Raw genomic sequence first — 25,453 nt, 5'->3', positions numbered from 1 at the left:
TGTCCGATTATCAACCGCCCATCGCCGCAGCGAGCGGCACACAGGCAAGCACCCGTAGCTCAGCTGGATAGAGCACCAGACTACGAATCTGGGGGTCAGAGGTTCGAATCCTTTCGGGTGCGCCATTCCCTTCCTAGTTGATTTTCTGCACAATTCAGCATTGGCGCTGCCAGAGTTTGTCCGGCTTGTTTTGGTTCGTGGCAGCAAAAATGCGTGCGCATAGTGAGCTGCGGTCAGCGCATCTCCAGCCCGCCATTCTCGACGATGAAGTCGATAATCTCCGGCACGCCCTTCCCGCGATGGAGATCGGTGAAACCGAACGGGCGCTGGCCACGCATGCGCGCCGCATCCCTCTGCATAACGTCGAGATCAACATGTACGTGAGGGGCAAGGTCGCTCTTGTTGATTACGAGAAAATCCGATCGCGTGATACCTGGTCCGCCTTTGCGCGGAATTTCTTCCCCCTGGCAAACCGAGATCACATAAAGCGTCAGGTCCGCCAGATCGGGCGAGAATGTAGCGGCAAGGTTGTCGCCTCCGGATTCGATAAAGACGATATCCAGATCCGGGAACCGCCGGTTCATTTCGGCAATTGCCTGCAGATTGATGGATGCGTCCTCGCGGATCGCCGTGTGCGGGCATCCGCCCGTTTCGACCCCCATTATCCGGTCTTCGGACAAAGCCTGGCAACGCGCGAGGATAAGGGCATCTTCCTGCGTGTAGATATCGTTGGTAATCACGGCGACCGAATATTTATCGCGCATCGACTTGCACAGTTTTTCGGTCAACGTCGTCTTCCCCGATCCCACCGGCCCGCCAATGCCGATGCGCAAAGGTCCGTTTTTCTGTGTCATGTACGAAAGCCCCGAATGTTTGGGTTCATGTTTCATGGCCATGAATGGCGCTGATGTTGCCAGGTCTCAGTCGTGATGGTGGTGTTCATGATCGTGCTCGTGATGACCATGATGATGTTCGTGGTCATGATGCGAATGCCCGCCACCATAGGCGCCACGCAGCGGGCTGAAAATTGCCGTTACATCCGCAACCCTGGCACCAAGCCCCTCAAGCATCGCCTTGATGACGTGATCGCGAAGGATGAAGATGCGATCGACCTCGATCTGCGCCGCGAGATGCCGGTTCCCGATATGCCAGGCGAGCTGGGCTATGTGGAGCGGATCACGCCCGCGGATTTCGTATAGTTCCTCGCTTGCCGCGCGGATTTCGATTTCGCGTCCGTCCTCCAGCACGAGCCTGTCTCCGTGGCCCAGCACAACCGGCTCCGCAAAATCGACAAGCACCTTCTCGCCGCCTTCCAGAGCAATGGCTTTACGCCGCAAATGACGTTCATCGCGTTCCAGCACGGCGTGGCCAGCAGGCACAGCATCGATCACCTTATCCGCACGAATAATGGCAGTGGCACGAAACATTTGTTTGCCTTTCAAGCTCAAAACAAGAAGTAACGTCGCGCCACTGGCGCGACGTCAACACGGCACAACACTGTTGGGAACTATGAAGTGTTATCAAAGCCGTGTCTTATATTGGCCACTGCAAATATCAGTTTGTCTAGCCTAATCTTCTTTCGGAATTTCACGATCGTCAGACGCGCACTGACGTCGGCTGCGTCACAGTCTTTCGATAAAGATGCCACGTCGCATGTCCAAGGATGGGCAGCACCACCGCCAGCCCGGCAAACATGGTGGCGAAGCCTACGACCAGCATAGCGGTTACGATTGCCGCCCAAAGCAGCGATTCCAGAGGATTGCGCCAGACGACGCGCAGGGACGTCGCAATTGCCGCCGCCGCACCACAATCCAGATCGAGCAGCATCGGAAAAGTGACGATCGTCAAGCACAGGACAACGATTGCAAAAAGCAAACCAATGCCACAACCGGCGAAAATCAGACTGCGTCCCTCTTCCGTCGATGACACCTGATTGATCAACATCGAAAAGCTCTCGGGCGGCAGCGGTCCGAAATAGTGAACATAGAGATTTTGAGCCACCAATAGCCATGCAATGAAGATTGCGAAAAGGAACGAGCCCACAGCCACGATCGACGGCAATGCCTGGGAGCGGCTGACATCGAAAGCCCGTCTCCAGGCCGTATCCAGTTTTTCCTCGCGGCGCCTGCTCATTTCATAAAGCGGCAAGGCGGCAACGGGCCCGATCAACGCGAAGCCGGACATCAGTGGGAACAGAAGCGGCAGCGCATTTGCGTTCGTGCTCCAATAGGTGATGAACAACCCGGCCAGCGGATATATGAGACAAAGAAAAACGTAATGCGATGGCTTTGCCCAGAAGTCGTCGAAACCCAAACGCAAGGCATCGAATACATCCGCCATCTGGATGCGCTTAACTTCCGGATAAAAGGCTGTTTGATCCCGACCTGCAATTACATGAAACTGTGCCATGACGCTCCTCCTGCGGGTTAGGCAGTCCTGACGGCAAGGGCGGCGGTCAGGACAGGCCTGCACGCAATTTCCGGCTTTCACATGATCCGCGGATAATCCGCGTGAAGCCTGCAGTATACATCGAAAAGAGCGGCTGCGAAAGAAAAGCGGCCTGACAGGATTGAGCCCGCCTGAACGAATATCGCATTCGCACGACACAGCGCTTTCCAAACGTCTGCGGGATCAACCAAATATGATCTGTTCATCGAACCGCGATGTGCTAGTGGCATTCGCGGAAAATAGCAGCTTGGGAATGTGGTTAGATGGAATGGATTCCTGTAGGCCTGATGGCATTCAAGGTTATCGTGTTGGGCGTGGCCATGTTCTTCGCCATCAAATTTCATTATGATGAGGGCAAGAAGAAGAAAGACAGGGAAGGTGGCACGTAAGCGCCATCAGCATCTTCCCCTTTCTAGTCTCGTTCCGGTGAGCGGCGGTTGGTTATCCTTAAACGTTCGTTCGTAGCTTGACGTCCCGCGCCATTGGGCCTGTAAAATACCTTAGAGAAACAAGTAAGGAGCGCAGGTAGGTGGTGGCCCCGGTGACAATTCGTGTAGCGCGCCCAAGTGATGACCTAAATGCTCTGCGTCTGTTTTATTGTGATGGACTCGGGCTGGACGTCCTGTGCGAATTTACGGCTCACGAAGGTTTCGACGGAATCATGTTGGGAAAGCACGGTGCGCCTTACCATTTCGAGTTTACAAAAAAGCATGGGCATCCAGCCGGACGCGCTCCTTCAGAAGATAATCTGATCGTTTTCTACATTCCCGATAAAGACAAATGGCAAGCGTCCGTTGACCGGTTGCAGGCCAGAGGATTTACACCTGTGCCGGCCTTTAATCCTTATTGGGACCGGAAAGGAAAGACATTTGAAGACCCAGACGGCTACAGGATAGTGTTGCAGAACGCTTCTTGGGAGTAGCTTCTGTAACGCGTGTGCTACCGCTACCGGCAACTTATCCCGGCCTTCTTCGTCTAGCTGCTTTCCGGCATCGAACACATCAGTAAAGAACTTATAAACAAGCCTGCCCGTTCAAACACTTCTGAGTGAGTCTTTTCGGCCTCTTACGCATGGAGTCCAGTAACAAGCCCTGGCTTCTGCCGGGTCTTTCGTTGACGGAGATACTTTAACGCCTTCACCGATCGTCACGGCTTTTCGCGTGTCATCAACCGGGAGAGCGACAATCCTGCCTTTAGCCTTTTCCTTCAAATCAACAAGAACCCGCTGCCCGAGGGTGCTTGACAGGTGAAGGCATAGACGAACTCATGTGGATCAGCTCTGTGTCTCAGAAGGCTGTCCAAAAGTTTTAGTTTTCAGGAAATCTAACAATTCAAGAAGATAGAATGGTGCTGCGAGAGAGGATTGAACTCTCGACCTCTCCCTTACCAAGGGAGTGCTCTACCACTGAGCTACCGCAGCAATCTCTTGAGTGCGGCGGACTTCTGCCACATCATTACGCAAATCGCAAGCAAGCAATTGCATTTCTTTTCACATAATGTGGAAATCTGCCGGGCACGCTTTTGAAAGCGGCTTTTCCGGCCATTTTTCCCGTAGTAGAACACCGTCATGAGCGAAACGACGACCAACAAAGAGAAAAAAATCCAGTCGGACCAGCGCAAAAAGCGCCGGGCCGAGGAGTTGCGCGCGAATCTCATGCGCCGCAAAGCGCAATTGAGATCGCGGCGCGCGGGTGAAGCCGACGAACGAAACGACGGCATTACCGCTGCCTCCGACGACACTGAATGAGAATCACACCAACAAAGCCTTCCTTGAAGATAGGGAGGCTCTGCGGTAAAAGCTCATTTCTGTTCTTCGCAGCGATATCGTCCTTTTGTGATTCGTATTTGACGTAATTTGGCCGCAAGACTCGTAATTTCATGACGCAACGCCTCCGCGCCGTAACGGCTGCTGGATTTGGTGCAAAATTATCGGGCAAGGTATCGGCCCAGAAGGTGACACAGCATGGATCGCATCAAAATCGTCGGCGGCAACAAGCTCAACGGCATCATTCCAATCTCCGGCGCGAAAAATGCCGCCCTGCCCTTGATGATCGCCTCGCTTCTCACCGACGATACGCTGACGCTCGAAAACGTGCCGCATCTGGCCGATGTCGAGCAGTTGATACGCATCCTCAGCAACCACGGCGTCGATTACTCCGTCAATGGACGTCGCGAGCACCAGAACGGCGCCTATTCGCGCACCATTCACTTCACCGCCCGCAATATCGTCGACACGACCGCGCCCTACGAACTCGTTTCCAAGATGCGCGCGAGCTTCTGGGTGATCGGGCCGCTTCTGGCACGCACCGGCGAGGCAACCGTGTCGCTGCCGGGCGGTTGCGCCATCGGCACCCGCCCCGTGGACCTGCTGCTGGAATCGCTCCAGGCGCTGGGCGCGGAAATTGACATCGAAAACGGTTATGCCAAGGCGCGCGCGCCGAAGGGCGGCCTTGTGGGCGCCCGCTACAGCTTCCCGAAGGTCTCCGTCGGCGCAACCCATGTCATGCTGATGGCGGCGGCTCTCGCCAAGGGCGAGACCATCATCGAAAATGCGGCCCGCGAGCCGGAAGTCGTCAATCTCGCCGACTGCCTTAATGCAATGGGCGCAAAAATCAGCGGCGCAGGCACCAGCACCATCCACGTGGAAGGCGTGACCAGCCTTTCGGGCGCACGCGTCCGCGTCATTCCAGACCGTATCGAAACCGGCACCTATGCGATGGCAGTCGCAATGACTGGCGGCGACGTGCTGCTCGAAGGCGCGCAGGAAAGCCTGCTGTCGTCGGCTCTGGACACGCTGCGTCAGGCTGGTGCGGAGATCACCGAGACGAATAGCGGCCTGCGCGTGGTGCGAAACGGCCATGGCATTCATCCGGTCGATGTCACCACCGACCCTTTCCCCGGCTTCCCGACCGACTTGCAGGCGCAGTTCATGGGTCTGATGACCAAGGCGAAGGGAACCTCGCGCATCACGGAAACGATTTTTGAAAATCGCTTCATGCACGTGCAGGAACTGGCACGCCTTGGCGCAAAGATCTCCCTGTCCGGCCAGACGGCAACAGTCGAAGGCGTGGAGCGCCTCAAAGGCGCACAGGTGATGGCAACGGACCTGCGCGCATCGGTTTCTCTGGTGATCGCCGGCCTCGCCGCCGAGGGCGAAACCATGGTCAATCGCGTCTATCATCTGGATCGCGGCTTCGAGCGGCTGGAAGAAAAACTGTCGCGCTGCGGCGCGATGGTGGAACGCATCAGCGGTTGATATGGCCACGTAGGAGCCACTTTCATTGCTCTGCTTCTTTCTTGTTCAGCCTTGAAGATTCCAATTGAAGAGCGACAGGCTTGAAAAGCCTGTCGATTTTTTTGTTTCGGCATGCCAAGTTGATAACTGGCCGGGCGGGCGATCGATTTCCCCCGGCCGGGGACAATTATCGACCAAGAACAGAAAAGTGGTGTTGTAGTATGGATATGTTGAAGCTCGTGGCGCTGGATGAGGAGGATTTGCAGGTCCTTTCCGCTCATCTTCAGGACGCGGTTTTGAAAGTATCCGACCTTCAATATCTCGCCAACGAAAAGCGTTTCATCCTGACGGCGAACCGTTTTGTCTGGGAAGAAAGCAAGCCGCGGTTCCTGCGCAAGCCGCAATATCAGCGCAGACGCACCGCCCTGCACTTCAACCGTGTGATTGCCGCCAAGGCAACCGGTATAGACCGCCAGAAACCCGACGACGTGCTTTCCCTGATGGCCGTTCAGTTCGCCGCCGGTGAAACACCCGCAGGTACAATAGAACTGACTTTTTCGGCAAATGCGGCTATCCGTCTTGAAGTAGAGTGTATTGAAGCGCAAATGACGGACCTTGGCGCGGCGTGGGAAACCGAATCCCTTCCTCGCCACAACGTCTGAGAGAAGGTTATACAAGCCCTCTTTCGTCCACCAGACGCCCGTCTGGCAGAGCATATTTGAAGGAACAGAAGCGTGGTCAAGACGCTCAGACAAACCGATCCGGATTTCGAGAATAATTTCGCGACATTTCTGGCAAGCAAGCGCGAAGCGTCCGAAGATGTGGACCGGGCAGCGCGGGAAATCGTCGACCGCGTGCGCCGTGAAGGCGACAGCGCGCTCATCGATTATTCCCGTCGCTTCGACCGGATCAATCTTGAAAAAACCGGCATCGCGGTTACCGAAGCCGAAATCGACGCAGCTTTTGAAACAGCGCCCGCCTCGACAATCGAGGCGCTGAAACTTGCACATGAGCGCATCGAAAAGCACCATGCGCGGCAATTGCCGAAGGATGACCGTTATACCGATGCGCTGGGCGTTGAGCTCGGCTCGCGCTGGACGGCTATCGAGGCCGTGGGGCTTTATGTTCCGGGCGGCACGGCGAGCTATCCAAGTTCCGTCCTGATGAATGCCGTTCCTGCCAAGGTGGCGGGTGTGGAGCGCATCGTCATGGTGGTTCCGTCGCCCGATGGCATTCTCAATCCATTGGTTCTGGTGGCGGCACGTCTGGCTGGCGTTTCCGAAATCTATCGCGTCGGTGGCGCGCAGGCTATCGCCGCCCTTGCCTATGGCACCGAAACAATCATGCCCGTTGCCAAGATCGTCGGCCCCGGCAACGCCTATGTTGCAGCGGCCAAACGCATCGTCTTCGGCACGGTGGGCATCGACATGATCGCAGGCCCATCGGAAGTTCTGGTCATTGCCGACAAGGACAACAATCCGGACTGGATCGCCGCCGATCTGCTTGCCCAGGCAGAGCACGACGCTGCCGCGCAGTCGATCCTCATGACCAATGATGAAGCCCTTGCAATAGCGGTGGAAGAGGCTGTCGAACGCCAGCTTCGCTCCCTGCCGCGCGCGCAAACCGCGGCTGCAAGCTGGCGCGATTTCGGCGCGGTTATTCTGGTCGAGGATTTTGAAGCAGCCATTCCGCTTGCCAATCGCATTGCAGCCGAGCATCTGGAAATCGCCACAGCCGACCCGGAAGCCTTGCTGCCAAAGATCCGCAATGCAGGATCAATCTTCATCGGCGGCTATACGCCGGAAGTGATCGGCGATTATGTCGGCGGCTGCAACCACGTTCTGCCGACGGCGCGGTCAGCGCGGTTCTCATCCGGCTTGTCGGTTCTCGATTACATGAAGCGCACATCGCTTCTCAAACTCGGCCCCGATCAACTGCGTGTGCTTGGGCCTGCGGCAATCGAAATTGCCCGCGCTGAAGGCCTTGATGCCCACGCACAGTCTGTCGCCATCCGGCTGAACCTATGAGGTGACATGACCGCCGGTGTTCCCAATGCCCGCCTTGTTGACGTCGAGCTCGATGAATCCATCGGGCGTTCGACGCCTGACGTCGAGCATGAACGCGCGGTCGCCATCTTTGACCTCATCGAAGAAAACTCCTTCCACCCGATCGGAGACGATGCGGGCGGACCTTATCGCCTGAAGCTCTCGCTGATGGAATCGCGACTGATTTTCGCCATCTCCCGGGAAACAGGGGAAGACGTCGCAACCCACATTCTCTCGCTCACGCCGCTCCGCCGCGTCGTACGGGATTATTTCATGATTTGCGAAAGCTACTATCAGGCCATCCGCTCGGCCACGCCAAGCAAGATCGAGGCAATCGACATGGGGCGGCGCGGCCTGCACAATGAAGGGTCACAAACCCTGCAAGCGCGGTTAAAGGGCAAGATCGAGGTTGATTTCAACACGGCCCGACGGCTTTTCACACTCGTCTGCGTCCTGCACTGGAGAGGCTGATCATTGATGGTCATCACCGATGCCCCTCCTGTGAATTTTAGCGCCAACGGCAACGAAGATCATAAGCCACGCCTGCCCAAGTCCCTGCTTTTCGTCTGCGGCAAGAATGCAATTCGCTCGCCAATCGCGGAACTGCTTGCAAGACAGGCTCTTCCCCCCAATATTTATGTGGCGTCCGCAGGCGTGAAGCGGGGCGAGCGCGATCCGTTCGTCGATGCAGTCCTTCAGGAAGAAGGCCTGTCACTCGACAACCGGCAACCACGTGGCCTAGAAGAACTAGCGGACGGCTATTTCGATCTGATCGTGACACTGACGCCGCTTGCGCATCATACAGTGCTGGAGCGGATGCGCGGTTTCTCGGTCGATGTGGAATATTGGCCGACGCCGGACCCGACGCTGGTAACGGGCAGCAGGAGCCAGATCATGGCGGCCTATCGCGATGTGCGTGACCGTCTGAAGCGCCAGATCATGCACCGTTTTGGCGAGCAATAAGTTCGCCGAATTCCGTTGTTCACAAATGCCGCCTAATCATATAGGTTCCGCGCAAATTCAGACCTAAAGACCGCTCGAGAGCGGCATTTTACCGAAGAAAGAAACAGGTATCGCATGGCGAAAGAAGAAGTCCTAGAATTTCCGGGTGTTGTTACGGAACTGCTGCCCAATGCTATGTTCCGCGTAAAGCTCGAAAACGAACATGAAATCATCGCCCACACGGCTGGCCGCATGCGCAAGAATCGCATCCGCGTTCTGGCCGGTGACAAGGTGCTGGTTGAAATGACCCCTTACGACCTGACCAAGGGCCGCATCACCTACCGCTTCAAGTAAGCAATCCGTTCCAGGAAACGTCTATTCGATGAGCGCGCAACACAAGCTGGTTCTTGCCTCCGGTTCTCCACGCAGGATCGAGCTTCTGGGGCAGGCAGGCATCGAACCGGACCATATTTATCCGGCCGATATAGATGAAACGCCGCAGCGCGCGGAACACCCACGCTCGCTGGCGCGGCGTCTGTCGCGGGAAAAGGCGCGCAAGGCACAGGAATTGTTGAAGGACGATGCGAATTTCGCACATGCCTTCATTCTTGCAGCCGATACGGTCGTGGCTGTTGGCCGACGGATTCTCCCCAAGACCGAGATTGCCGACGAGGCGAGAGAATGCCTGCGCCTGCTTTCCGGGCGCACGCACAAGGTATTCACGGGCGTAAGCCTTGTCTTGCCAAACGGAAATCTGCGCCACACACTGGTGGAAACGCGGCTTCGTTTCGAGCGTCTGTCCCGCCAACAGATGGATGCCTATCTTTCATCTGGCGAATGGCGGGGAAAAGCCGGCGGCTACGCCATCCAGGGATTGGCCGGCAGCTTCGTCGTGAAACTGGTGGGATCCTATACGAACGTGGTGGGATTGCCGCTACAGGAAACCATAAGCCTGCTGAACGATGTCGATTATCCGGTTTACGCCAACTGGGGCAGCGGGAAAGTCTGAGAGCAGACATGAGTGACAAGAAGGACATATCGGCAGCAGCAGGTGCACGCGTGACGCCATTGCGTCCGACACGCCCCTGCCCGGAATGTGGAAAGCCTTCAACGCGCGAATCCTATCCGTTCTGTTCGCCGCGCTGCAAAAGCATCGACCTCAATCGCTGGCTGTCCGGTAGCTATGTGCTGCCAGGCAAGCCGATTGACGAAGAGGAAGAAGAAGGAAACTAGCCTCTTCCAAATCGGCTTCTGCCAATAAAATCAGCTATTTAACAAAGATGTGAGAAAAGCTGATAAAAATTGCGATACGGTGCTGGACAGCGCGAAATTTAATGCTATAACCCACCCACTTCCGGCGGGAACCAACACCGCCTCGAACGAGCAAATCGCTTGTTACGGATGCCCGGATAGCTCAGTTGGTAGAGCAGCGGATTGAAAATCCGCGTGTCGGTGGTTCGAATCCGCCTCCGGGCACCATCAATTTACACCTTATCTATGCAAAACTGTTTCCAATATGCTTTGGCAACACGCGCCCGCTCCAATATTGACCTGACGATGTTCCTCTGCGAGGACTAAGGTTCTACCGGCTCCCATCAAATTCTTCCCATATGAGGAAATCTCCATGCTCTGGACGTTGTTCGGCATCCTTTCCGGTGCCTGTATTGCTATTCAGGCCCCCATCAATGCAGCCTTGGCGCGCGGTCTGGGATCGCCGGTAACGGCTGCCGCGATTTCGTTTCTTTCCGGGGCCGTCATCCTTGCCATTATCGCCGGAATTACCGCCCGCGCGACGGGTGCAATGCCAACGTTCAACGTGCCTGCGGGCTGGCTGTTCGTCGCTGGCGGTGCGCTTGGCTGCATCTATGTGACGGCATCGGTGCTGCTGACGCCGCGCATCGGGGCTGCCGCCGTTATGGGGCTGGCGGTTGCTGGACAGTTGATGGCCGGGCTGGCTGCCGACCGCATCGGCTTCATGGGCGTTGCGGTGCGTGAAATCACCGCCGGACGCATTGCTGGCGCCGTCCTGCTTTTGACCGGCGCGCTCATGATCCGCTTTCTCTAAAAAGAAAGGCCGCGCTTTTGGGCGCGGCCTTTCTTGATCCCGGGTGCCAAAACGGCTTTTCGGGAAATGCTCTCAGTCAGCCCTTGAACGTATATTCCGCGATCGACTGCGGCTTCATCTCGATGGAGAAGCCCGGAAGCGACGGCGGCATATAGGCTGCATCCTTTATCACGCACGGGTCGATGAAGTGTTCGTGCAGATGATCGACATATTCGATCACACGGCCTTCCTTGGTGCCGGAAACGGCCACATAATCGATCATCGACAGATGCTGCACATATTCGCAGAGGCCGACGCCGCCCGCATGCGGCCAGACCGGCTTGCCGAACTTGGCAGCGATCAGCAGCACCGCCAGAACTTCGTTCAGACCACCCATGCGGCACGAATCGATCTGGACGATATCGATGGCGCCTTCCGCGATGAACTGCTTGAACATGATGCGGTTCTGGCACATTTCGCCGGTCGCCACCTTCACGTCGCCGATGGCTTCGCGAATCTTGCGATGGCCCGCCACATCGTCCGGGCTGGTGGGCTCTTCAATGAAGAACGGCTTGGAGAAGGCCAGCTTGTTGACCCACTCGATAGCCTGGTCGACTTCCCATACCTGATTGGCGTCGATCATCAGGTAACGGTCCGGGCCGATCACTTCGCGCGCGATGGTGAGGCGGCGAATATCGTCTTCGAGATCGCGGCCAACCTTCATCTTGACGTGGTTGAAGCCCTCGTCGATGGCTTCCTGGCACAGACGGCGCAGCTTGTCGTCGTCATAGCCGAGCCAGCCGGCAGACGTCGTGTAGCAGGCATAGCCTTCCGCTTCGAGCGTGGCGATGCGCTCGGCCTTGCCAGCTTCCGCCTTGCGCAGGATCGCCACGGCTTCGTCACGCGTCAGCGCGTCGGTCAGATAGCGATAGTCGACAATATCGGCGATTTCCTCCGGCGACATGTCGGCTACAAGCCGCCATACCGGCTTGCCTGCCTGTTTTGCAGCCAGGTCCCAGAAGGCGTTGACGACAGCGCCGGTGGCAAGATGCATCGCGCCCTTGTCCGGGCCGATCCAGCGCAGCTGGCTGTCGCCGGTCAGGTAGCGCCAGAACTTGCCGGGAGCCGCGAGGAAATCATCCATCGAGGCGCCTACGACCAGATGACGCATGGCAAGAATGGCCTGGCAGCAGATGTCGTTGCCGCGGCCGATGGTGAAGGTAAGGCCGTGGCCCTTCAGCGCCTCGTCATCCGTGTCGAGAATGACATAGGCCGCCGAGTAATCCGGATCGGGGTTCATCGCGTCGGAGCCGTCCAGACTTTGCGAAGTCGGGAAGCGCAGATCGAAAACGCGAAGATCGGTAATTTTCGTCATGATTTATCCGTGATCAGGGCATGATCCCGAAACGTTGGAGCCGGTTCCGGGATCAAGCTTAAACAATATTAGATGTCGGCGCGTACGTTCTGCTTCTGTGTGCCGAGGCCTTCGATGCCGAGCTCGACAACGTCGCCAGCCTTGAGATAACGCGGCGGCTTCATGCCCATGCCGACGCCGGGAGGCGTGCCGGTGGAGATGATGTCGCCCGGCTGCAGCGACATGAACTGCGACAGATAGGAGACGAGGTGGCGGATGCCGTAGATCATCGTCTTCGACGAACCGTTCTGCATGGTTTCGCCGTTGACCTTGAGCCACATGCCGAGGTTTTCCGGGTCTTCGATCTCATCCTTCGTCACCAGCCACGGGCCGGTCGGGCCGAACGTGTCGCAGGACTTGCCCTTCGTCCACTGACCCTGACGCTCGATCTGGAAGGCGCGTTCGGACACATCATGGATCGTGCAATAGCCAGCAACATAGTCGAGGGCGTCTTCTTCCGAGACGTATTTCGCGGTCTTGCCGATGACGATGCCGAGCTCGACTTCCCAGTCGGTCTTTTCCGAGCCGCGCGGGATGACGAGATCGTCGTTCGGGCCGACGATTGCGGAAGTGGCCTTCATGAAGATGATCGGCTCGGACGGAACCGCCGCGCCGGTTTCGGCGGCGTGGTCGGAATAATTGAGGCCGATGCAGATGAACTTGCCGGTGCCTGCAACGCAGGGGCCGAGACGCGGATTGCCTTCAACCTTCGGCAGCGAATTGATGTCGATCGCGCCGAGCCTGGCCAGCGCATCGGGAGCCAGAGCCGCGCCGGAAAGGTCGCTTACATGGGCGGAAAGATCGCGGATGTTGCCATCGGCATCGAGAAGGCCCGGCTTTTCCTGACCGGTTTCGCCATAGCGAAGAAATTTCATGAGTTTGCTCCTTTAGGGGATGAAAAAAGATGGGGCTGAGGGTGGTCGACGCTCTGGCTATGCCATTTGCAGCCAGCCAGAGCCTGAATATCGACTGCCCTAAATGGTCCAGCCTCCATCGATGTTGTAGGCCTGACCTGTGGTGTAGGTCGCGCCGGCGAGATAGACCGCGAGATCGGCGATTTCTTCCGGCTGGCCGATGCGGCCAATGGGCTGGCGGGCGATGAATGCGGCGCGCTGTTCTTCATAATCGCCCTGCGAACGCAGCCGGTCCTGCAAGGACGGGCTTTCGACCGTGCCGGGGCAGATGGCATTGCAGCGGATGCCCTTGGCGACATAATCGGCGGCAACCGCCTTGGTGAGACCGATGACGGCAGCCTTGGTGACGCCATAGGCGAAACGGTTCGGCACACCCTTCACGCTGGACGCGACGGAAGCCATGTTGACGATGGCGCCGTCCTTGCGCTCCAGCATGCCCGGCAGCACGGCGCGAATGGTGCGGATCATCGCCTTGACGTTGAGATTGACGGCGAAGTCGAGATCTTCGTCCTTCATTTCGAGGATGGAGCCGCCATGAACGACGCCTGCGCAATTGAACAGGATGTCCACCTGACCGATTTCGGCGACAAGCGCCTTCACTTCAGCCTCATCGAGCACATTGAGCTTGCGGATGATGATACCGTTGACGCCTTCGATTTCCTTCAGCGCGTCCATGTTGATGTCGGTCGCATAGACTTTTGCGCCAGCTTCCGCGAAAGCCAGCGCGCTGGCGCGGCCAATGCCTTGGGCTGCGGCTGTCACCAGCGCGGTTTTTCCGTCAAATCGTATCGTCATCTTCAAGCCTTCCGTTCGACAAGCAGGATGTGGTCGCAAGCGAGCACCACTTCATCCCGCTGATTAAGCACTTCGCAGCGTTCCGTCACGCGTCCCATATTGGCGCGCTTGGGATCGTCTTCCTTCGCACTGATCGTAACCCGCGTGCGGATCGTATCGCCGATATGCACCGGACGAATAAACCGCAGCCGATCATAACCATAGGAAAAAGCAACCGGATTGATCAATGTGGCCGTGAGGCCGACGCCGATGGCAAAAATCATGGTGCCATGCGCAATGCGCTGGCCACCCGGCAGGGTCTTCGCAAATTCCGCATCCATGTGATGCGGGAAGAAATCGCCCGTATGACCGGCGTGAACCACGAAATCGGTTTCGGTGATGGTGCGGCCCGAGGTGAGGCGCACATGGTTCATTTCATAATCTTCGTAGTAGATTTTCTGTTCGGCCATGATCAGACCTCCGGTTTTACGGCAAGCGGCGTGGCGGGCGCGGCGCTCGACTGATAGGCGGCTTCGACAAGCGCCATGGTGTGCCAGGCATCTTCAACCGAGCCGACGAGTTCAGCATCTTCGCCAGTCGAGAAACGCTGCAACTGCGCCATGCGATTGAGGAAGGCGTCGGGGAACCACGCGCCTTCGAGCGGTACGGAAACCCAGTCATCACCGCCCCTGGGCTTGATCCAGAGCTCATCCGGCTCGCCGCGCGGATAGTCGAGATTGACGCCCAGTTTCACATAGGCCGCACCCTCAGTCCCGCAGATACGAAACTCGCAGGCCTGAAACTTTCGGCCGAAATCATGATCGTGATTGACCGACAGCGAACAACGCACGCGGTTTCCATAATCGAGGATTGCAGCGGTGCGGGTCTGGGCCACTTCGTGGTTCGGATGGCCAATGGTCTTGGCGTGAACGCCAAGCGGATTGCCAAGAAGACCACGGATGAAATCCAGATAATGGATCGAATGCATGGCGATTTCGATGCGTGGCAGACCTTTCAGGAACGGCCACAGGCCCCATGGCGTGGCAAGCGCCAGCCATGCATCGAAATCCACCACTTCGCCCAGCCAGCCCTTATCGACGGCGTCGTAAAGCGCGAGCATCATCGGCGCGAAACGCAGCTGGAAATTCACCGCCGCTTTCAGATTGCGCGCGCGGCAGACCTTCAGGATTTCCGTTGCGCTCGCCAAGTCGCTGCCCATCGGCTTCTGGATGAGACACGCAGAACCTTCCGGCAATTGAGCGAGGATCGAAGCATGGGCCGATGGCGGTGTCGCCAGATCGAAGATCGCGCCTTCAACGGCAATCGCTTCCTCAGCGCTGGCAAAAGCCTTGACGCCCCACTGGTCGGCAAGTTCCCGTGCCTTGTCCAGATTGGGATCAAAAATACCTGCAACCGGAAAGCCGCCCTTCTTGTAAGCGGGCAGATGCGCATCGCCGACAATGCTGCCCGCGCCGAAGATCACGATGGGCTTCGGCGCGGATGGCTTTGCCCACCACTGACGCAGCGTCTTCGGATCGAAAGCCTCAGTCATGATGGAATACCTCTTCCATCATCGCCCACCACTCGCCCTCTTTGCGGGTTTCAAGCGGCTTCTGGCATGGCATGCAGACGGACCACCATTCCTGATTTTTCGGGTTATCGGCCATCTTCTTCATGTCGGCCTCAAAATCGGTGCCGACATATTCCCATGTGCCGAACAACAGGTTTTCGGGCTCCTTGAGAAAGATCGTATAATTGGTGATGTTGCATTCGGAAATGAGCGCAAGAATCTCCGGCCACACGCTCGCGTGCAGCTTCTTGTATTCCGCGATTTTCTCAGGGTTCAGCCCGATCACCATGCCCATTCTTTGTTTCTGGCTCTGAACCATTACGACCTCACGATCTCGCGGGTGAATTCCGAAATCGAACGGGCGCGCACCGCGTCCCAGTCCCATTCGATGCCGATACCCGGCTCGGACGGCGCGATGGCGCGACCGTCGCGGATTTCCATGCCCTTGGTGGTGAGATCGTCGAGCTGCGGAATATATTCGACATAGCGACCGTTCTGCACCGCGCAGACGAGGCTGACATGCAGTTCCATCAGGAAGTGCGGACAGACCGGAATGTCGAATGTTTCCGCCGCATGGGCGACTTTCAGCCAGGGCGTGATGCCGCCGATGCGCGCCACATCCACCTGCACGATGGAGCATGCGCCCTTCTGCATATATTCGCGGAAATGGCGGATCGAATAGATGGACTCGCCCACCGCAATCGGCGTCGGGGTGGAGCGCGTCAGGCGGATATGACCGTCGAGATCGTCAGCCGGAAGCGGCTCTTCGATCCATGCCAGATCAAGTTCCTTCAGGCGTTCGGCGCGGCGAATGGCTTCGTCTACCGTAAAGCCCTGATTGCAGTCGGTCATGATCTCAAAGCCGTCGCCGAGTGCAGCGCGTACGGCGGACAGGCGCGCATAGTCTTCAGAACCGTGCGGCTTGCCGATCTTGACCTTGGAGCCGGTAAAACCCTTGGCCTTGGCGGCAAGCGCATCCTCGACCAGCGCCTCTTTTTCGATATGCAGCCAGCCGCCTTCGGTCGTGTAGAGCGGGCAGCTTTCCTTGGCGCCGCCTGCGAGCTTCCAGAGCGGCAGGCCCTGTTTTTTCGCACGCAAATCCCAGAGTGCCGTATCGACCGCAGCCAGCGCCAGCGCGGTGATCGCGCCGATGGTGGTGGCATGGGTGGCAAATTCCAGCTTGTGCCAGATGGCCTCGATGCAATCGGCATCCTCCCCGAGGATCAGCGGCACGAGATGGTCGCTCAACAGGCGCATGACGGACGAACCGCCCGTGCCGATCGTATAGCTGTAGCCCGTGCCGACCGCACCGTCGCTGTCGGTGATGGTGACAATCGGCGTTTCCTGGCTGACGAAGCTCTGGATCGCGTCGGTGCGCTTGACCTTCGGCGGAAGGTCGACCATGCGCAGTTCAACTTTTTCAATACGTGCCATGATTAAGCCGCCCCATTCTGGGCCAAAGTCTTGCCGCTTACGGCATCGAAAAGATGCGCCTGCGACAAATCGAGTTGCATGGTGATGGTTTCGCCCGGCTGCAAATGACGCGGGTTCAGCATGCGCGCCACCCACTCCTTGCCCGCGAACTCGACAAAAACCAGTGTTTCATTGCCGAGCGGCTCGGTGATCGAAACGCGCATGTCTTTTTCATGCACAGCGTCGCTGGTGGAAATGCCGTGACCTTTCGGGAAGATATCATCCGGGCGCAGACCGAACGTCACCTTGGAGCCGTCCTTGGCCTTGCCCTGGAACTGTGCAGGCAGCGGCAGACGGTCGCCATTGGCGAAGACCAGATCGCCGCCCGTCACCGTCGCCTCACCCATATTCATCGGCGGAGAGCCGATGAAACCGGCAACGAACTGCGTCGCCGGGCGCTTGAAGACTTCATCCGGGGTTCCGGCCTGCTCGATGTGGCCATCGCGCATGATGACGATGCGGTCGGCGAGCGTCATGGCTTCGACCTGGTCATGCGTCACGTAAACGACCGTCGATTGCACCTTGGCGTGAAGTTTCTTGATTTCGGTGCGCATCTGGGTGCGCAGCTTGGCATCGAGGTTCGACAGCGGCTCGTCGAACAGGAACACTTCCGGATTGCGCACGATGGCGCGGCCCATGGCAACGCGCTGGCGCTGACCGCCCGAAAGCTGCGCCGGGCGGCGTTCCATCAGCGCTTCGAGACCGAGAATGGCCGAGGCTTCATTGACGCGACGGTCGATTTCGGCCTGCGGCTCTTTGGCGATCTTCAGCGAGAAACCCATGTTCTCGCGCACCGACATATGCGGATAAAGCGCATAGGACTGGAACACCATAGAAATGTTGCGGTCACGCGGCGGCAGATCGTTGACCACTTTGCCGCCGATCTCCAGCGTGCCGTCGGAAATGGATTCCAGACCCGCAATCATGCGCAGCGTCGTGGACTTGCCGCAGCCGGACGGACCGACAAGCGCTACAAATTCCTTGTCCGCGATTTCGAGATTGATGCCATGCACCACGCCGACATTGCCGTAACGCTTGACGAGATTTTTGATGGAAAGCTGAGCCATTGTTCTATCAACCTTTAACCGCGCCGAACGTCAGACCAGCAACGAGGTGCTTCTGGACGATGAATGTGAGGGTCAGCGCCGGAATAATCATCACGACCGCCAGCGCGCACATGCCGCGCCAGTCGATGGTGAATTCAGCGGTGTAATCGAGAAGACCGACAGGAAGGGTCTTGGAATTGACGGAACGGGTGAGCTGGGACGCCAGCGCATATTCGTTCCACGAGGTGAGGAAGGCGAAGATGCCTGCCGTCGCGATGCCGGGACCGGCCAGCGGAAACTCCACCTGCCAGAAAGCCTGCCAGCGCGTGCAGCCGTCGATCTGGGCGGCTTCCGCAAGATCCTTCGGCACCTGACGGAAGAAACCGTCGATCAGCCAGATCGTGAACGGCACATTGAGCGCCACATAGGTGAGGATCAGGCCGAAATGGGTGTCGATGATGCCGATGCGCGAAAACACCATGAAGAGCGGCAGCGAGAGCGCAATGCCCGGCACCGAACGCGTCAGCATGAAACCGAGAAAGGTTGCCGACTTGCCCCAGAAGCGGAAGCGCGCAAAGGCATAGCCGCCCGAAACGCCGATGATCAGCGCAATCACGGTGGAGGTGACCGAGATGATGAGCGAATTGCGGAAATAATCCCAGACCGGAATGCCGCCACCGCCCGCGCCCGAGAACATGGCGCGATAGGCCTCGAAGGTGATTTCCTGCGGAATCCACACCGGCGGCTTTGCCATGATTTCGACCGGCGGACGCAGCGACGAAAGCACGATCCACAGGCCGGGCAGGCAGATGACGGTCATCGCCAGAAACAGGCCGACGAGATAAGCGACTTTTTTGACGCGACGCAGCAAGCGATGCTGGCTGTTGGAGAGGGTTGTTGTAGCCATGATTACCACTCCGCTCCAATCTGCGTGCGTGCTGCTGCAAGTTTGCGGAAGAACATTACGGTGAAGAGGATCGAAAGCAGGATCGCGACATAGGCCATGGCATTGGCCAACCCCATCTGCGCATCCGAATAGGCGGTGCGTCCCACCAGCGTCCAGATAAGTTCGGTGCGGCGCGCAGGCCCGCCATCGGTCATGATCTTCACGATGTCATAGGCGCGCGCCACATCGAGCGAGCGAATGGTCATTGCGATGAAGGCAAACGGCATCAGGTAGGGCCAGATGACATAGCGGAAGGTCTGCCATGGCGTGCAGCCATCCACGCGCGCGGCTTCCACCGGGTCCTGCGGCATGGACAGGAGACCGCCCAGAATGAGGATCGCGAATACCGAAGTGGACATCCAGACCTCTGCCAGCAAAATCGCAAACAGCGCCAGATTGCCGTCGATGAGCCATGGAATGGCGGTATTGGTCAGGCCCAGCGATTGCAGCGCGTTGTTCACCAGACCGATATTGTCGTTGAACATGAACTTGAACTGGAAGCCAACGAGCACCGGCGAAAACATCATCGGGAACATCATCAGCGTGCGCAGCACGCGCTGGCCGCGCGTCGCCTTGTTGACGAGCATGGCGAGGCCGAGGCCGAGCAGCATTTCCAGATTGAGCGCAATCGTGAGGAATATCACCGTGCGGATGAATGCCGCCCAGAATACCCAGTCGGTCATGATGCGCTGATAGTTGCGCAGGCCGATGAAGTTGAACAGGCTGTCGGGGCGCGTCAGCCGGAACGGCGTGAAGCTTGAGTAAAGCGAAAGCGCGAGAGGAAACAAAACCACCGCTGCGAGGATAATGATGGCCGGAAGCAGAAGCAGAACCGGCGGAGAAATTCGTCTAAACATTGTTCTTCCGAAGCGGTGGAATTAGCACCAAGGCATATGCACATCATGGGGTTGCACGGCCCGCCAGCCGTCTTCCAGCGGTGGGCCATGCGTTCACGAAGCGAAATCAGAGCTCGCCGGCATCCTCGAGGATCTGCGTTGCCTTCTTGGCCGCATCGTCGAGAGCCTGTTGCGAGGTCTTGTCGCCAAGGATCGCCGCCTGAAGTTCAGGATAGACAGCATTGGAAATCTCGATCCAGGATGGGGTCTGCGGAACCGGGAAAGCGGTCTTTGCCGTTTCCTGGAATACCGACAGCACTTCCTTCTTGTACGGGTCGGAAGCGGCCTGCTCGATGACGTAATCCCATACAGCGGTACGGGTTGGCAGCGTTCCCGCAGCCGATTCCTGCTTCTGCGAATCCTCGTTGGTCAGGAACCAGACGAGCGAGGCGGCAGCCTCCTTGGTTGCGCAGGATTCGGTGACCGAGAAGCCGTGATGACCCGACCATCCGGTGCGCTTGCCGCTTGATCCTGCCGGCGGGGGAACGATGCCGACATTGCCTGCGACCTTCGACGATTTCGGATCGTTGAAATAAGTCGCCCAGCCCGGCCAATCGAGATTGATCGCGATGGTGCCGGAAGCAAAGCCTGCGCCGAGTTCATCCCAGAGATAGTTGGTGGTGCCCGCAGGCACAGCCTTGGCCTTGTAGAGATTGACGAACCAGTCGAGCGCACGCACACCCGCTTCCGAATTGAAAGCAGGCTTGCCATCCTTGTCGAGATATTCGCCGCCCTCGGCCACCAGCATTTCATAGAAGCGGCCGTTGATGGCTTCTTCCTTGCCGGCGAACTGTGTGCCGTAGAAATTCGGCGGATCGGCGAAGAACACGGCCTGATCGGACACTTCCTTCCAGGTCTTTGGCGGCGCCAGATCGTAGCCGTATTTCTCCTTGAAGGCGGTCTTTTTGGCGGCGTCTTCGTAGAGGTTCTTCTGGTAATAAAGCGCCGAGACGTCATATTGCGCGCGCGGCAGCATGATCAACTTGTCGTTCAGCGTCGATGCCTTGATGACCGACGGCACGAAGCCTTCGATTTCTTCCTTTGGAAGCAAACCGTTCAGATCGGCATAAAGATCAGGATATTGCGGCGCAAAGGACGAGTGGTTGGAGCCCACGCACCAGTTGATCGAGCCGGAGGCTATGTCCGACTTGATTTCCTTATCCAGTTCGAAATGGTTCTTCTTGGAAAGAATGTTGACCTTGGCGCCGGTTGCCTTTTCCCACTCAGCAATGCGCGAATAGAGCGCTTCATATTGCTGACCGCCGATCAGCTTGGCGTTTATGGTAACGCCTTCAAACTTGCCCGGCAGGTCGGCCGCACCAGCCGCCCCCACTCCCAAAGCCAACAGAGCCGCCCCCGTCAGGCAGGACGTTTTGAAATTCCTCATGCATCTCCTCCTCGCGACGGACATTTCTCCTGTCCGTCCCCAATTGTAAATTTGGTATTTATATGCAAACATATTATTCAAAACTGGTCAAGGCGAGTTTCCGCACTTTGCGACTTTCGCAACCGCGTTTGTTCGTATATGAAGAGGAATATTCACGAGGGAGCCAACGTGGAAACAGATGATCGCTATCGCGCCCCCGCGCTGGACAAGGGGCTGGATATTCTGGAACTGCTTGCAAGCGTGGACGGCGGCCTGACACAGGCAGAAATTGCCAAACACCTCGACCGCAGCCCCAATGAATTCTACCGGATGCTGGACCGACTGGTGAAACGCGGTTACGTGACCAAGCTCGAAGGCGACCGCTATTCGCTGACACTCAAGCTGTTTGGCCTGGCGCATCTTCATGCCCCGGTGCGCAGGCTCGCCTCCTTTGCCACGCCCTTCATGCGGGAACTCGCAGACCGCTCGAAACAGGCCAACCAGCTTGCAGTCTTTGATCGCGGGTCTGTCGTTGTCATCGCACAGCAGGAAGCACCGGATTATTGGGGCATATCGATCCGCGTCGGCTCGCATATCAGCCTGTTCGACACCGGTTCCGGCCATGTGCTTCTCGCCTTCCGTTCGCCGGACGAACGCAGGATGATGATTGCCGAATATGCAAAGGACCTTGAAAGCGTAAAGCTCGATCAGAGCTTCTACGAGCGCCTCGACCAGATTCGCGAGCGCGGTTATGAAATGATGCCGAGCGCCCAGGTGGCAGGCGTCTATAATCTCTCAGCTCCAATTCTTGGCCCGGACGGCACCTGCATAGCCTCGCTGACCTGTCCTTATGTGACGCTGGTCAATTCTGCTTCCGCACCCGACATTACGCAGACCATCAGCCTGTTGCAAAAGACCGTCAAAGACCTTTCAAAACTGGTTGGCTCCGATATCGGAGCCACGGATTAGCCGATGCCGGTAATTCTTATTTGAAAACTCTCTTCTTTTTTGAAAATATAAAGCAGGAGGAGAGTTTTCATGATTATCGATACCCATCTGCATCTGATCGACAAAAGCGCGCTGAATTATCCATGGCTTGACGGCGTTCCGGCGCTCAACCGGGATTTTCTGTTCGAGACCTATCGGAAGCAGGCAGAGCGCTGCGGCATCAAGGCGGCGCTGCATATGGAAGTGGATGTGGCAGCCGATGCCATCCAGGCTGAAACGGACCATATTCAGGAGACTTCCAGACGATCCGGCGGCTTCATCAAGGGCGCCATTGCCTCCTGCCGTCCGGAAGAGCCCGGATTTGCCGAATATCTGGAACAGAGCCGCAGCAATCCTTTCGTCAAAGGCTTTCGCCGCGTGTTGCATGTCGTGCCTGACGATGTGTCCGAGGGCGCTCTTTTCCGCGAAAACATCAAGCGGCTTACGGGCACCGGACTGACCTTCGATCTTTGCACGCTTCCACACCAGATCGACAAGGTGCTGGCGCTGGCCGATCTCGCGCCGGACGTGCAATTCGTGCTCGATCACTGCGGCGTGCCGGATATCAAATCAGGTGTTCTCGAAAACTGGCAGAAGGGCATTACCGAGATTTCTCAACGCGATAATGTGGTCGCCAAGATCTCGGGCGTGGTCGCTTATGCCGAGCAGACGAGCTGGACGGTCGACACCATTCGCCCCTATGTGGAGCATGTCATCCGGTCGTTCGGCTGGGAACGCGTGGTGTGGGGAAGCGACTGGCCGGTCTGCACCTTGGCGACCAATGTCGAAGCCGGGCTTTCAACATGGGTTGCAGCAACCCATGCCCTGCTCGAAGGCTGCGGCAATGACGAAAAGGCGCGCCTTCTGTCTGAGAACGCGCGCCGTATCTGGAACCTTTAAGCTCCCCGCTCGCTTCCCCCTCATCCAGAGGAGACTCCCTGAGCGAAGCTCGGGAGTCTCCTCTGGATGAGGGTGGAGGGGGAGAGGCCGGTGTAAGGACCAATACTAACCGTCAGAAGCTTTCGCGGAACAGCCGGTTCAGATCGGCGATCACCTGTTCTGCCGGTTCATTGCTCTGAAGCCCCTTGTTGATGCGCTCCGACGCTGCTTCCTGAAACGCCATATAGCCATCGTGACGCGGGCGCACCCATGCGCCTTCCAGCGTCGCGCGCGTGTCGCGGTAGAAATCGGAGGTCGCCGCATTCACGGTGTCGTCTTCCCAGGCCGCCGCATGTCCGGGCTGGCCGTTGGAAGCTGCGTAAAGCCCCTTCTGCACGTCACCGCTTGCCACCCAATAGGCAAAATCGATGGCTGCTTCCGGATGGTTGCTGAAGGCAGAAACCGCAATGCCCGTACCACCCAGCGCGGACCCCGCAACGCCCGCCGCACCCGATGGAATATCGGCAAAGCGGACCAGGCGGTCACGGAAGCCCGGCATGGCATAATTCACATAACCGTAGATGAGCGGCGCGCAGGCGAATTCGGATGGCGCCCCGGCCATTTCCTCGAACACGGCAATCGGGTCCATGCCGAAACATTCCGGCTTTACCAGCGCCGCAACCTCGCGGAGCTGCTCGAAAGCTTGCGAGCCATGCTCGACGGAGATCAGCTCGCCTTCCACAGAGCAAGGCGTTCCAGCGTTGGCGGCGAGTGTATAAAAGCACATCAGCGAGTGCGGCGAACGCAATGGCAGCAGGACTTTTCCGGCGCGGGCAAGGCGCAGAACCTCGCCCCACGAAGTTGCCGGCTTGTCCATAATATCCGGGCGCCATGCCTGAACCTGCGTCGCGGCATCCAGCGGAAAAGCCCATTGCCGCCCCTGCCAGTTATAGCTCGGGAAAGACTGGCCCACGGAACCATCGGCCAGCTCTTTCAGTTCCGTTTCGCGTCCCGGCACATCCAGCGGCAGCAGGCAGCCCTCCTTGGTGATCTGGCCGACATGGGGATGGTCGATCACGATCAGGTCGAAATTGCGTGCCAGTTCCTCGACCGGAAAGGTCTCGAAATCCTGCAGCGACCGCTTCTCCCAGTCGATTGCGACGCCCTTGTCATGCAGCCATTTTTCGGCGCAGGCCACCATCGGGTCGTAGCCACGCGGATGGTTCCATGTCATGCCTTTAAGCTTGATGGCGCTCATAGTCCGAACTCCTCGCGTATCTGCTGGCTGTTTTCACCGATGCGCGGCGCTGCGCGCTCTACCTTCGGGCGCTGGCCGTTGATGCGCAGCGGCGAACGTGTGGTGGTGATGGACACATCATCTTCCCGCGTCACCGTCTGCAGCATGTCGAGGACAGAGAAGCCTTCGCTTGCGAGAAGCTCCTCCCAGTTGAGAACGCGGGCGCACCAGATATCGGCCGGTTCCAGAATGGCGAGCCATTCATCGACGGTTTTTTCTGCAATGCGGTCGGCGATCAGCCGCTTGATCTCGTCGCGCCTGCTGAATGCGATTTTCGGGTCGTCCGCAAAGGGGGCTAGCGTGTCGGTCTCAAGCAGAGCCGCCAGTTTGGGGATCGGCATCATGGCGATGGCAAGATAGCCGTCCGCCGCCGGGTAGACGCCGTAGGGCGCTGCGAGATAGGCGTGGGCGCTGCGGAAATCGGAACGCCTGGGCAGGCGACGGCCGTCATTCAGATGGGTGGTCAGCACCTCGAACTGGAAATCGACCAGCGCTTCCAGAAGGCTGGTTTCGACATGCGAACCTTTGGCCGTTATGCCGCGCCGCACCAACGCTGCGAGAATGCCCTGCGCCGCTGCCGCGCCTGCCAGCATATCAGCAACCGCCAGACCAAATGGCACCGGCCCCTGCCCTTCATCGCCGTTGAGCCACATGAGGCCCGAACGCGCTTGCGCCAGCAGATCCTGTCCCGGACGCCCGACCCATGGCCCCTCTTCGCCATAGCCGCTGATCGACGCATAGACGAGGCGCGGATTGATGTCCTTCACCGCTTCGTAATCGAGACCAAGGCGCTTGATCACACCGGGGCGAAAATTCTGGATCAGCACATCGGCCTTTGCCAGAAGCTTCTTCAACGCCGACAGATCGTCAGGATTTTTCAGATCGATAGCAAGACTCTCCTTGCCGCGATTGATGGCATGAAAGATCGTGGAATCGCCGCCGATTTCCGTATCGCTCAGATAGAGCCTGCGTGAGAGATCGCCGCCGTCCGGCCGCTCGATCTTGATGACGCGCGCGCCCAGATCCAGCAGGCGCAAAGAGCAATAAGGCCCCGACAGAAACTGGCTCATATCGACAACGACGAGCCCGTCCAGCGGCAGTTCGCTTTCCGACATCGGAAAATTCCCTCCTCGTGAATTTCTTATGTGAATACAGTCTTCACATATGGATTAGTGGA

At 57.9% G+C, this 25,453-nt stretch carries 30 protein-coding genes and 3 tRNA genes; 16 read left to right on the top strand and 17 right to left on the bottom strand.

Going from position 1 to position 25,453, the window contains the following annotated elements; all coding sequences use genetic code 11:
• Positions 1-48: 48 nt before the first annotated feature.
• Positions 49-125, top strand: a tRNA-Arg gene (locus J9800_RS11725).
• Positions 126-233: 108 nt separating this feature from the next.
• Here the strand turns inward: J9800_RS11725 and ureG are convergent.
• From ureG to J9800_RS11710, 3 genes are all read right to left on the bottom strand, one after another.
• Positions 234-854 (bottom strand): urease accessory protein UreG, encoded by a 621-nt coding sequence (gene ureG / locus J9800_RS11720; RefSeq protein ID WP_114214621.1) that lies wholly within the window; start codon positions 852-854, stop codon positions 234-236.
• Between the two features lie 66 nt (positions 855-920).
• On the bottom strand, positions 921-1,427 hold the full coding sequence (ureE, locus tag J9800_RS11715) for an urease accessory protein UreE (RefSeq protein ID WP_114214225.1): 507 nt from the start codon (positions 1,425-1,427) through the stop codon (positions 921-923).
• A gap of 169 nt (positions 1,428-1,596) precedes the next feature.
• On the bottom strand, positions 1,597-2,409 hold the full coding sequence (locus J9800_RS11710; RefSeq protein ID WP_114214226.1) for a DUF2189 domain-containing protein: 813 nt from the start codon (positions 2,407-2,409) through the stop codon (positions 1,597-1,599).
• Positions 2,410-2,711: 302 nt separating this feature from the next.
• Between J9800_RS11710 and J9800_RS22085 the strand changes: the two genes are divergently transcribed.
• Positions 2,712-2,837 (top strand): hypothetical protein, encoded by a 126-nt coding sequence (locus tag J9800_RS22085; protein ID WP_286167365.1) that lies wholly within the window; start codon positions 2,712-2,714, stop codon positions 2,835-2,837.
• Between the two features lie 152 nt (positions 2,838-2,989).
• Positions 2,990-3,370 carry a VOC family protein gene (locus J9800_RS11705; protein ID WP_286167366.1) on the top strand — a complete coding sequence of 127 codons (381 nt, stop codon included), beginning with the start codon at positions 2,990-2,992 and terminating at the stop codon, positions 3,368-3,370.
• A gap of 423 nt (positions 3,371-3,793) precedes the next feature.
• On the opposite strand, the gene J9800_RS11700 is transcribed toward J9800_RS11705, so the two are convergent.
• Positions 3,794-3,868: transfer RNA gene (locus J9800_RS11700), tRNA-Thr, on the bottom strand.
• 147 nt (positions 3,869-4,015) lie between these two features.
• On the opposite strand from J9800_RS11700, the gene J9800_RS11695 reads away from it, so the two are divergent.
• From J9800_RS11695 to J9800_RS11645, 11 genes are all read left to right on the top strand, one after another.
• Entirely contained in the window at positions 4,016-4,195 is a 180-nt protein-coding gene (locus tag J9800_RS11695; RefSeq protein ID WP_114214227.1) for a hypothetical protein, read from the top strand.
• Positions 4,196-4,411: 216 nt separating this feature from the next.
• Positions 4,412-5,704 carry a UDP-N-acetylglucosamine 1-carboxyvinyltransferase gene (murA, locus tag J9800_RS11690; protein ID WP_112589737.1) on the top strand — a complete coding sequence of 431 codons (1,293 nt, stop codon included), beginning with the start codon at positions 4,412-4,414 and terminating at the stop codon, positions 5,702-5,704.
• 200 nt (positions 5,705-5,904) lie between these two features.
• Complete coding sequence (locus tag J9800_RS11685; RefSeq protein WP_112589734.1) at positions 5,905-6,345, top strand: DUF2948 family protein; 441 nt, start codon at positions 5,905-5,907, stop codon at positions 6,343-6,345.
• A gap of 72 nt (positions 6,346-6,417) precedes the next feature.
• The gene (gene hisD, locus J9800_RS11680) at positions 6,418-7,710 is read left to right on the top strand and encodes a histidinol dehydrogenase (protein ID WP_114214228.1); all 1,293 of its coding nucleotides are present in this window, start codon (positions 6,418-6,420) and stop codon (positions 7,708-7,710) included.
• Between the two features lie 6 nt (positions 7,711-7,716).
• Positions 7,717-8,199 carry a UPF0262 family protein gene (locus tag J9800_RS11675; protein WP_112589729.1) on the top strand — a complete coding sequence of 161 codons (483 nt, stop codon included), beginning with the start codon at positions 7,717-7,719 and terminating at the stop codon, positions 8,197-8,199.
• A gap of 6 nt (positions 8,200-8,205) precedes the next feature.
• Complete coding sequence (locus J9800_RS11670; RefSeq protein WP_286167406.1) at positions 8,206-8,691, top strand: arsenate-mycothiol transferase ArsC; 486 nt, start codon at positions 8,206-8,208, stop codon at positions 8,689-8,691.
• 114 nt (positions 8,692-8,805) lie between these two features.
• Positions 8,806-9,024 (top strand): translation initiation factor IF-1, encoded by a 219-nt coding sequence (gene infA / locus J9800_RS11665; protein ID WP_002965531.1) that lies wholly within the window; start codon positions 8,806-8,808, stop codon positions 9,022-9,024.
• A 28-nt stretch (positions 9,025-9,052) separates the two neighbouring features.
• Positions 9,053-9,679 carry a Maf-like protein gene (locus J9800_RS11660; protein ID WP_114214229.1) on the top strand — a complete coding sequence of 209 codons (627 nt, stop codon included), beginning with the start codon at positions 9,053-9,055 and terminating at the stop codon, positions 9,677-9,679.
• 8 nt (positions 9,680-9,687) lie between these two features.
• Entirely contained in the window at positions 9,688-9,903 is a 216-nt protein-coding gene (gene yacG, locus J9800_RS11655; RefSeq protein ID WP_006465970.1) for a DNA gyrase inhibitor YacG, read from the top strand.
• Positions 9,904-10,073: 170 nt separating this feature from the next.
• Positions 10,074-10,149 (top strand) — tRNA-Phe (locus J9800_RS11650).
• 145 nt (positions 10,150-10,294) lie between these two features.
• Complete coding sequence (locus J9800_RS11645) at positions 10,295-10,735, top strand: DMT family transporter (protein ID WP_114214230.1); 441 nt, start codon at positions 10,295-10,297, stop codon at positions 10,733-10,735.
• Positions 10,736-10,811: 76 nt separating this feature from the next.
• Here the strand turns inward: J9800_RS11645 and J9800_RS11640 are convergent, their stop codons facing one another.
• The 11 genes from J9800_RS11640 to J9800_RS11590 all read right to left on the bottom strand — a co-directional run bounded on the left by J9800_RS11640 (position 10,812) and on the right by J9800_RS11590 (position 21,134).
• Positions 10,812-12,089 carry an L-fuconate dehydratase gene (locus J9800_RS11640; RefSeq protein ID WP_112589723.1) on the bottom strand — a complete coding sequence of 426 codons (1,278 nt, stop codon included), beginning with the start codon at positions 12,087-12,089 and terminating at the stop codon, positions 10,812-10,814.
• Between the two features lie 68 nt (positions 12,090-12,157).
• Positions 12,158-13,003 carry a fumarylacetoacetate hydrolase family protein gene (locus tag J9800_RS11635; protein WP_114214231.1) on the bottom strand — a complete coding sequence of 282 codons (846 nt, stop codon included), beginning with the start codon at positions 13,001-13,003 and terminating at the stop codon, positions 12,158-12,160.
• Between the two features lie 99 nt (positions 13,004-13,102).
• A complete protein-coding gene (locus J9800_RS11630; RefSeq protein ID WP_114214232.1) occupies positions 13,103-13,837 on the bottom strand; it encodes an SDR family oxidoreductase in 735 nt (244 codons plus the stop codon).
• 2 nt (positions 13,838-13,839) lie between these two features.
• Entirely contained in the window at positions 13,840-14,286 is a 447-nt protein-coding gene (locus tag J9800_RS11625; RefSeq protein WP_114214233.1) for a MaoC/PaaZ C-terminal domain-containing protein, read from the bottom strand.
• 2 nt (positions 14,287-14,288) lie between these two features.
• Positions 14,289-15,368 carry a Gfo/Idh/MocA family protein gene (locus J9800_RS11620; protein WP_114214234.1) on the bottom strand — a complete coding sequence of 360 codons (1,080 nt, stop codon included), beginning with the start codon at positions 15,366-15,368 and terminating at the stop codon, positions 14,289-14,291.
• A complete protein-coding gene (locus J9800_RS11615; protein ID WP_114214235.1) occupies positions 15,361-15,705 on the bottom strand; it encodes an L-rhamnose mutarotase in 345 nt (114 codons plus the stop codon). The genes J9800_RS11620 and J9800_RS11615 overlap by 8 nt, the downstream gene beginning before the upstream one ends.
• The gene (locus tag J9800_RS11610) at positions 15,705-16,820 is read right to left on the bottom strand and encodes a mandelate racemase/muconate lactonizing enzyme family protein (protein WP_114214236.1); all 1,116 of its coding nucleotides are present in this window, start codon (positions 16,818-16,820) and stop codon (positions 15,705-15,707) included. The genes J9800_RS11615 and J9800_RS11610 overlap by 1 nt, the downstream gene beginning before the upstream one ends.
• 2 nt (positions 16,821-16,822) lie before the next feature.
• Positions 16,823-17,926, bottom strand: a complete 1,104-nt coding sequence (locus tag J9800_RS11605) for an ABC transporter ATP-binding protein (protein WP_114214237.1) — start codon at positions 17,924-17,926, stop codon at positions 16,823-16,825.
• 7 nt (positions 17,927-17,933) lie between these two features.
• Positions 17,934-18,812, bottom strand: a complete 879-nt coding sequence (locus J9800_RS11600; RefSeq protein ID WP_114214238.1) for a carbohydrate ABC transporter permease — start codon at positions 18,810-18,812, stop codon at positions 17,934-17,936.
• A gap of 2 nt (positions 18,813-18,814) precedes the next feature.
• Positions 18,815-19,708, bottom strand: a complete 894-nt coding sequence (locus tag J9800_RS11595; protein WP_112589699.1) for a carbohydrate ABC transporter permease — start codon at positions 19,706-19,708, stop codon at positions 18,815-18,817.
• A gap of 106 nt (positions 19,709-19,814) precedes the next feature.
• Positions 19,815-21,134 (bottom strand): ABC transporter substrate-binding protein, encoded by a 1,320-nt coding sequence (locus J9800_RS11590; protein ID WP_114214239.1) that lies wholly within the window; start codon positions 21,132-21,134, stop codon positions 19,815-19,817.
• A gap of 168 nt (positions 21,135-21,302) precedes the next feature.
• Here J9800_RS11590 and J9800_RS11585 point away from each other — a divergent pair, with 168 nt between their 5' ends.
• Both J9800_RS11585 and J9800_RS11580 read left to right on the top strand, forming a co-directional pair.
• On the top strand, positions 21,303-22,082 hold the full coding sequence (locus J9800_RS11585) for an IclR family transcriptional regulator (RefSeq protein ID WP_112589694.1): 780 nt from the start codon (positions 21,303-21,305) through the stop codon (positions 22,080-22,082).
• 69 nt (positions 22,083-22,151) lie between these two features.
• Positions 22,152-23,000, top strand: coding sequence for an amidohydrolase family protein (locus J9800_RS11580; RefSeq protein WP_114214240.1), 849 nt, complete (start codon positions 22,152-22,154; stop codon positions 22,998-23,000).
• Positions 23,001-23,112: 112 nt separating this feature from the next.
• Here the strand turns inward: J9800_RS11580 and J9800_RS11575 are convergent, their stop codons facing one another.
• On the bottom strand, positions 23,113-24,237 hold the full coding sequence (locus J9800_RS11575) for an extracellular solute-binding protein (RefSeq protein ID WP_114214241.1): 1,125 nt from the start codon (positions 24,235-24,237) through the stop codon (positions 23,113-23,115).
• Positions 24,234-25,391, bottom strand: a complete 1,158-nt coding sequence (locus J9800_RS11570) for a CaiB/BaiF CoA transferase family protein (protein ID WP_114214242.1) — start codon at positions 25,389-25,391, stop codon at positions 24,234-24,236. The genes J9800_RS11575 and J9800_RS11570 overlap by 4 nt, the downstream gene beginning before the upstream one ends.
• Positions 25,392-25,453: the final 62 nt, after the last annotated feature.

This window comes from Ochrobactrum sp. AP1BH01-1, assembly GCF_018066705.1.
Classification (GTDB): domain Bacteria; phylum Pseudomonadota; class Alphaproteobacteria; order Rhizobiales; family Rhizobiaceae; genus Brucella.
Note: the sequence above shows the minus strand (reverse complement) of the source record. Positions and strands in the feature narration are given on the sequence as shown.